We start from the raw sequence: 4,889 nt of genomic DNA on the forward strand, positions 1-4,889 counted from the left end.
TGCTAATTTGATCGGCAATAACTGCCCCTATCTGTTCTTTGATTTCTTTGACACTTTCAGGCAAGTTTTGGCTATTCAAAACCTTGATAGCTTGGGCTTTATCAGGTGCATGAGGGTCTGATAATCCATGTTCAAAGTTAGTAACCTGTTTCCAATTTTCAACCAATGGACGATCTGCTTTGTCATAATAGGGTTGTAGGCGTTTTCCTGTACTCAATTCCACGTTAGGAATAACAAAATTTAGCTCTAATCGCCCTTTGTCCCGATGTTCAATCCAAGTGATGTCGTACTGGTCACGTTCAAGCCCTGCAAGTACCGTCTTTTCAAAGCTCTCCATGATTTTTTCTTTTTGGCGTTGTTCAAGGTCTGATTCCTCAAATGACAATACGCCTACGGTGTACCGATTCTTAAAATCTAGGTTCTCAGCTATCCGTACTGTTAATTCAGGGTCACCACTAAGTAAAATCGCTCCTGGTCGGTCACGATCTTTACCCAGCAAGTAATCCATTGTTGCCCCTGCACTGCCACCGCCTTTATTTCCTAAAAATTTAACGATCATAGTCGGCTAGAATCCTTTGTAACTGCTCTCTAATCGTTGCTAACTCTCCAAAAGCTCTAATTTTTTCTATATCTGAATTAACCGTATTTACCTGTCTAGCAATCTGATTCAGGTTTCCACCAATCCGCCCCAATGCTGACAATAATTGAGGATCTGCTACTTTGTAATTCCGTTTCTTATTTGGCTTTTCATCAAGACATGTATTTCTAATCCAAGTCGCCAACTCCCCACCTGTCATACGTTCTAGCAATGCTGTATGTTCCGCATCAGTTAAACGGACTTTGATTTCTTTTTGTCTTTTAACAATCTCTTTCTTCGTCATGACTAAATCCATTCGTGGAAATGGTCGGCTTTTTTTATGAGGACAAGTTGCCTAACAAGGCAAGTTACCGCAGTGAAAAAAGTCGAAAAAAGGGTTAAGGGATTCTTCCCTTACAAGGCATATAAGGGTATCTCGAAGAGTACCCTTTATGTGTCCTTGCCCTTAAATTAAAAGGCTACCTGAAATTATACAAATTTCCAAGAAAGGGATTAATCAAAAAATAAATCAATCAATTGATCTTCATCTGTCATTTTTTCTCTTTTCAATCGTTTCTTTTCATTGATTTGCCATAATTGCAATTCACGATTTAACTCACGAACACTTGTATTCATAGGAGTTTTTCCTCGATTATTTAACTTCACCCAAACATCAGTGAGTTGTCGATCTTGGCGTTCCTCTTCTGTTTCCACAAAAACCTCTCTACTAACAACGAACATCTAATTAAACTTGCTTATTCCACTTTCAGATAAAAAAAGAACCCGTAAACGGGCTAATATCTGATTAGGCTTGCACTTTTACACTTGTAACTGATTTGTAAATTCTGTAACCCATTTGTAAACGCTTGGGCGTGATACCCCTAATTCTTTGGCTATTCGTGTTGGATTAAATCCCATTACATGAAGTTTTAAGGCTTCATGACGTATATCGCTGTATTTTGCTGATCTAGCTTTGCCACCATGACTAGAATCACTAGCTAAACCGCCTTTCCGCCCTTTCCTCGCCTGTTTTTCACTAAACATTGCTTGAAATTCTGCACTGTGATGATTTCGCCACACCCATTTTGCAATACTTTTTGCTGTCGCTTTCACTTCTGAATATGGCAATGGCTCTAAAAACGCACCATTTGCGGTTTTAGACCGCTCTAATACTTCCTGATACCAAATATCCAAACCACTACCCAAATGCTCTCTAATCGCCTTATATGCCCAAAAACGAACGGTATCAAACAACATACAGTTACGCCCAAGCCCAGATACTTCCTTTTTTTCTCCCTCAGTTGGTTTGGGCTTGGTTTCTAAATCGACATAATCAGCAAGTTCATCAAGCTCGAATGCGGCAGGATTTAATAGAAAAACTTGCCAATCCCTATCGACTGGATTTTTTGTCAAAAGTCCCGTATATCGCAAATCTGCATTTAATTTTTTGGCGTATGTATATTCAATAGATGCTAGATACCGCAATGGTTTTAGACGTGCATGTGCTGTTTTACAAACTGCTGTTTTTAACTCATAACAAACGTGACAATGACCATTTTTTTTATTTTTTGCTATCCATGTCGGAACTGGTAGATTTTCATCAAAAAAATGTAAATAAGCATCAGGTGCATCTATATCAAAAATCAAATATTGCACTGTATGAACATGATTTACTTGAATAAGCGGATACTGTATTGCATGTTTTTTTGAGCGTATCAATGTCTTACCGCCTTTGCCTAAGCTGCAAAACGGTTTATATGGTAATTTTTTAAAAAAATCTGCTGAAAATTGCGTTTTATTGAGCATGAAAACACGTCCAAGTGTTGCATTGGCTCAAAACATCAGTAAAATACTAATAACGGATTAGCGTTTCACAGATGTTTTAAGCATTTGTTTAACAAAGAGAAAAAAGTAGGTTTGCCGACCTGCTTTTTTTTCGCCTGTAGAAAATATTACACTAATTTTTAAGCTAAACAACCAATTGATTTTTATTAGTTTATAGCACTGTTATTTATTTCTACGTTTGCCAAATAATTCTGAATGACTGCCAATTCTGACTAGCTGTAAGCAATCCTCTCTTACTGCATAGATCAAGACTAAATCAGGCTTTACATGGCAATCTCTAAAACCTACCCAATCACCTGTTAGTCCATGATCACAGTATTTTTCAGGCAAAGGAATATCGTTACAAAGGCAATGTAATACTTCAGCCCATGCAGGGGTAATTAGCTCTAAGAATTGCTTCTTAATATCTCGTTTAAACTGACTTTCAGCTAATATTTTACGCATTAGCTAACTCTTGCATTGCTTTTATAAATTCTTCGGGTGTCGCATAAGCTTCTGAAAAATCAGTTCTATTTTTAGCATCAAGCAGTGCTTTTTTAGTGACGCTATTAGGCACATTTTCATCTTCTACATAGTCAAAAGACAATGGAATTTTATTTGTTTCAGCCACTTGAGTTAAAAACAATTTAAAGGCTTGTGATGCACTTAAACCATAGCGTTCAAACACTGGAAATGCTCGATCTCGTAAATCTTGCTCAAGTCTAAGGTTAAAGTTTGTTGTCGCCATATTACTACCTCTAGTTTACATATTGCGTATTATAGTAAACATAATGTACGCCAAATATTAAATATAAGCTATATTTCGACTAGATTTATTACACTTTTTATGATGTATTCCACATCTAAACTTACTTACTAGAGAATTCACCTAATGAGAGTTGTTTTATTATCTTTAATTACATTAGTACTTACAGCTTGTTCAAAACCTTATGATAAATATATCGGCTACTGGCAATTAGAAGACACAAAATATCCTAAAATTTTAGAAATCAGAAAAGAGGATAAAGATACTTATCTTGTAAATGAAAATATTTTTAGAGATACAGATTTACTAGGTAAAGCGAAAAAAGAAACTGTTTTAGAAAAAACTGAAAAAGAAGAATTAGGCGTTAATAATGGCTTAACTGTAATTCCTTTTAACCTATCTGATGATGGTAAAACTTTGCGTATCCGTGATCAAAAATATGTGAAAATTTCTGAGGATATTGCTAAAACTGCCGTTAAAAATAGAAAGGACTGTAATGATTTAAGAACAAAATATACTGAAGAAAAGAAACCATTTGATGGCTTTTTCTTTAATGGCAACCCAAACCAAGCCAAACTTGATGCAGTTAAAGCAAAATATAAAGAATTACAGCAAAAAATACCTGAATGCGATTTTAATTAAACCAGTGAGAAATGAGGTGTGGTTCATCTACCAAACCTCATTCCGTAATCTTTCTTAATTTGTTGTTTTGCCTGTTCCTGCCTTACTTTTTCCTCAATATACTGTTTTGATTCCTCAATTCCTCGTTTTGAAGCGTTATAACACTGTTGGCTTTGGTCAATCGCTCGTTTAGAGTCCTTAATTCTTGATTCTGATTGCTCAAGGCTTCGATCTGCTCGCTCTGTGATTGATTGATAGCGTTTAACTCGCTCAATTGTTTCTCTAAAGAACTCAACAAGTCGCTGTAACTGCTCGTGAAGTCGTTGTTGTACAAGGGTACTTGGCATTTTGTGCATAGTGTCATTTTGGTTTCCTACTTCTCGATTTTCAGTACTTTGTCTTTGCCTGTTGTCGTATAGGCTTCCGCTTTCTTGCTGTTCTTGGCTACGATGAAATAGGCTTTGTTGTCCTTGTCCTCGTGAAATTCCACTGTCCGTAAAATTCGTTTTTCTAACGGGGTTTGTTCTAGCTGTAGATTGATTTCGGCTAATTCCTGCTTCTTGCCCTTGATCTGATAGCTCATCCATACGTTTATCCCTAGCAATATCAAGAATAATGTAATCAGTACGCCCAGAACTGCCCCCTTGAGAATATTCAAATGCAAAGCCTTTTTGATGCTCGGCTGTTGGTCTTTGATGGTCTGTAGGTTTGACCTTAAAATGTTCTCTGTTTCCTCGCTGTTTGCTCTCAACAAGGCTCTGTAATTTTCCAAGTGCTGTTTGGTAACGCTCTCGGCTTGTTCCTTGATAATCCTGTCCTGCTCGGCTGTGTTCTTCTGCAAATTGCTTATCAAATTGTCGATTTTCATAAATCACGCCCTCTAACCGTATGTTTCGTTTGCCGTCAGGATTTTTAATACTGATTGATCGCTCTGTTTGTCGGGTAATCTCAAAGCCTGCATCTTCAAGGGTTTTAACTACGCCTTGCCTATTTTCAATTTCACCTTTGCTAATTTGATCGGCAATAACTGCCCCTATCTGTTCTTTGATTTCTTTGACACTTTCAGGCAAGTTTTGGCTATTCAAAACCTTGATAGCTTGG

7 protein-coding genes and 1 pseudogene are annotated in these 4,889 nt (G+C 36.9%); 1 reads left to right on the top strand and 7 read right to left on the bottom strand.

Annotated elements, in window-relative coordinates; all coding sequences use genetic code 11:
- The 6 genes from F947_RS13810 to F947_RS13835 all read right to left on the bottom strand — a co-directional run.
- Positions 1-559 (bottom strand): relaxase/mobilization nuclease domain-containing protein (locus tag F947_RS13810; RefSeq protein ID WP_004977192.1); only part of this gene is annotated, 559 nt, incomplete at its 3' end.
- Complete coding sequence (locus tag F947_RS13815; RefSeq protein ID WP_004977193.1) at positions 549-881, bottom strand: plasmid mobilization protein; 333 nt, start codon at positions 879-881, stop codon at positions 549-551. The genes F947_RS13815 and F947_RS13810, both read right to left, overlap by 11 nt.
- A 209-nt stretch (positions 882-1,090) precedes the next feature.
- A complete protein-coding gene (locus tag F947_RS13820; protein WP_004977196.1) occupies positions 1,091-1,291 on the bottom strand; it encodes a hypothetical protein in 201 nt (66 codons plus the stop codon).
- 105 nt (positions 1,292-1,396) lie between these two features.
- A complete protein-coding gene (locus tag F947_RS13825; protein ID WP_004977197.1) occupies positions 1,397-2,383 on the bottom strand; it encodes a replication initiation protein in 987 nt (328 codons plus the stop codon).
- Positions 2,384-2,584: 201 nt separating this feature from the next.
- Positions 2,585-2,866, bottom strand: coding sequence for a type II toxin-antitoxin system RelE/ParE family toxin (locus F947_RS13830; protein WP_004977201.1), 282 nt, complete (start codon positions 2,864-2,866; stop codon positions 2,585-2,587).
- On the bottom strand, positions 2,859-3,149 hold the full coding sequence (locus F947_RS13835; protein ID WP_004977203.1) for a type II toxin-antitoxin system RelB/DinJ family antitoxin: 291 nt from the start codon (positions 3,147-3,149) through the stop codon (positions 2,859-2,861). The genes F947_RS13830 and F947_RS13835 overlap by 8 nt, the downstream gene beginning before the upstream one ends.
- 144 nt (positions 3,150-3,293) lie before the next feature.
- Between F947_RS13835 and F947_RS13840 the strand changes: the two genes are divergently transcribed.
- Positions 3,294-3,809, top strand: a complete 516-nt coding sequence (locus tag F947_RS13840; protein WP_004977209.1) for a hypothetical protein — start codon at positions 3,294-3,296, stop codon at positions 3,807-3,809.
- 23 nt (positions 3,810-3,832) lie between these two features.
- On the opposite strand, the pseudogene F947_RS14775 reads toward F947_RS13840, so the two are convergent.
- Positions 3,833-4,889, bottom strand: a pseudogene (locus F947_RS14775) (relaxase/mobilization nuclease domain-containing protein); the annotation flags it as partial.

The organism is Acinetobacter towneri DSM 14962 = CIP 107472 (genome assembly GCF_000368785.1).
Taxonomy (GTDB): Bacteria; Pseudomonadota; Gammaproteobacteria; order Pseudomonadales; family Moraxellaceae; genus Acinetobacter; species Acinetobacter towneri.

Excerpts from the sequence above, each read along its gene's own strand:
- F947_RS13815 (WP_004977193.1), bottom strand. The coding sequence starts at position 881 with ATGACGAAGAAAGAGATTGTTAAAAGACAAAAAGAAATCAAAGTCCGT.
- F947_RS13825 (WP_004977197.1), bottom strand. The coding sequence starts at position 2,383 with ATGCTCAATAAAACGCAATTTTCAGCAGATTTTTTTAAAAAATTACCA.
- F947_RS13830 (WP_004977201.1), bottom strand. The coding sequence starts at position 2,866 with ATGCGTAAAATATTAGCTGAAAGTCAGTTTAAACGAGATATTAAGAAG.
- F947_RS13835 (WP_004977203.1), bottom strand. The coding sequence starts at position 3,149 with ATGGCGACAACAAACTTTAACCTTAGACTTGAGCAAGATTTACGAGAT.
- F947_RS13840 (WP_004977209.1), top strand. The coding sequence starts at position 3,294 with ATGAGAGTTGTTTTATTATCTTTAATTACATTAGTACTTACAGCTTGT.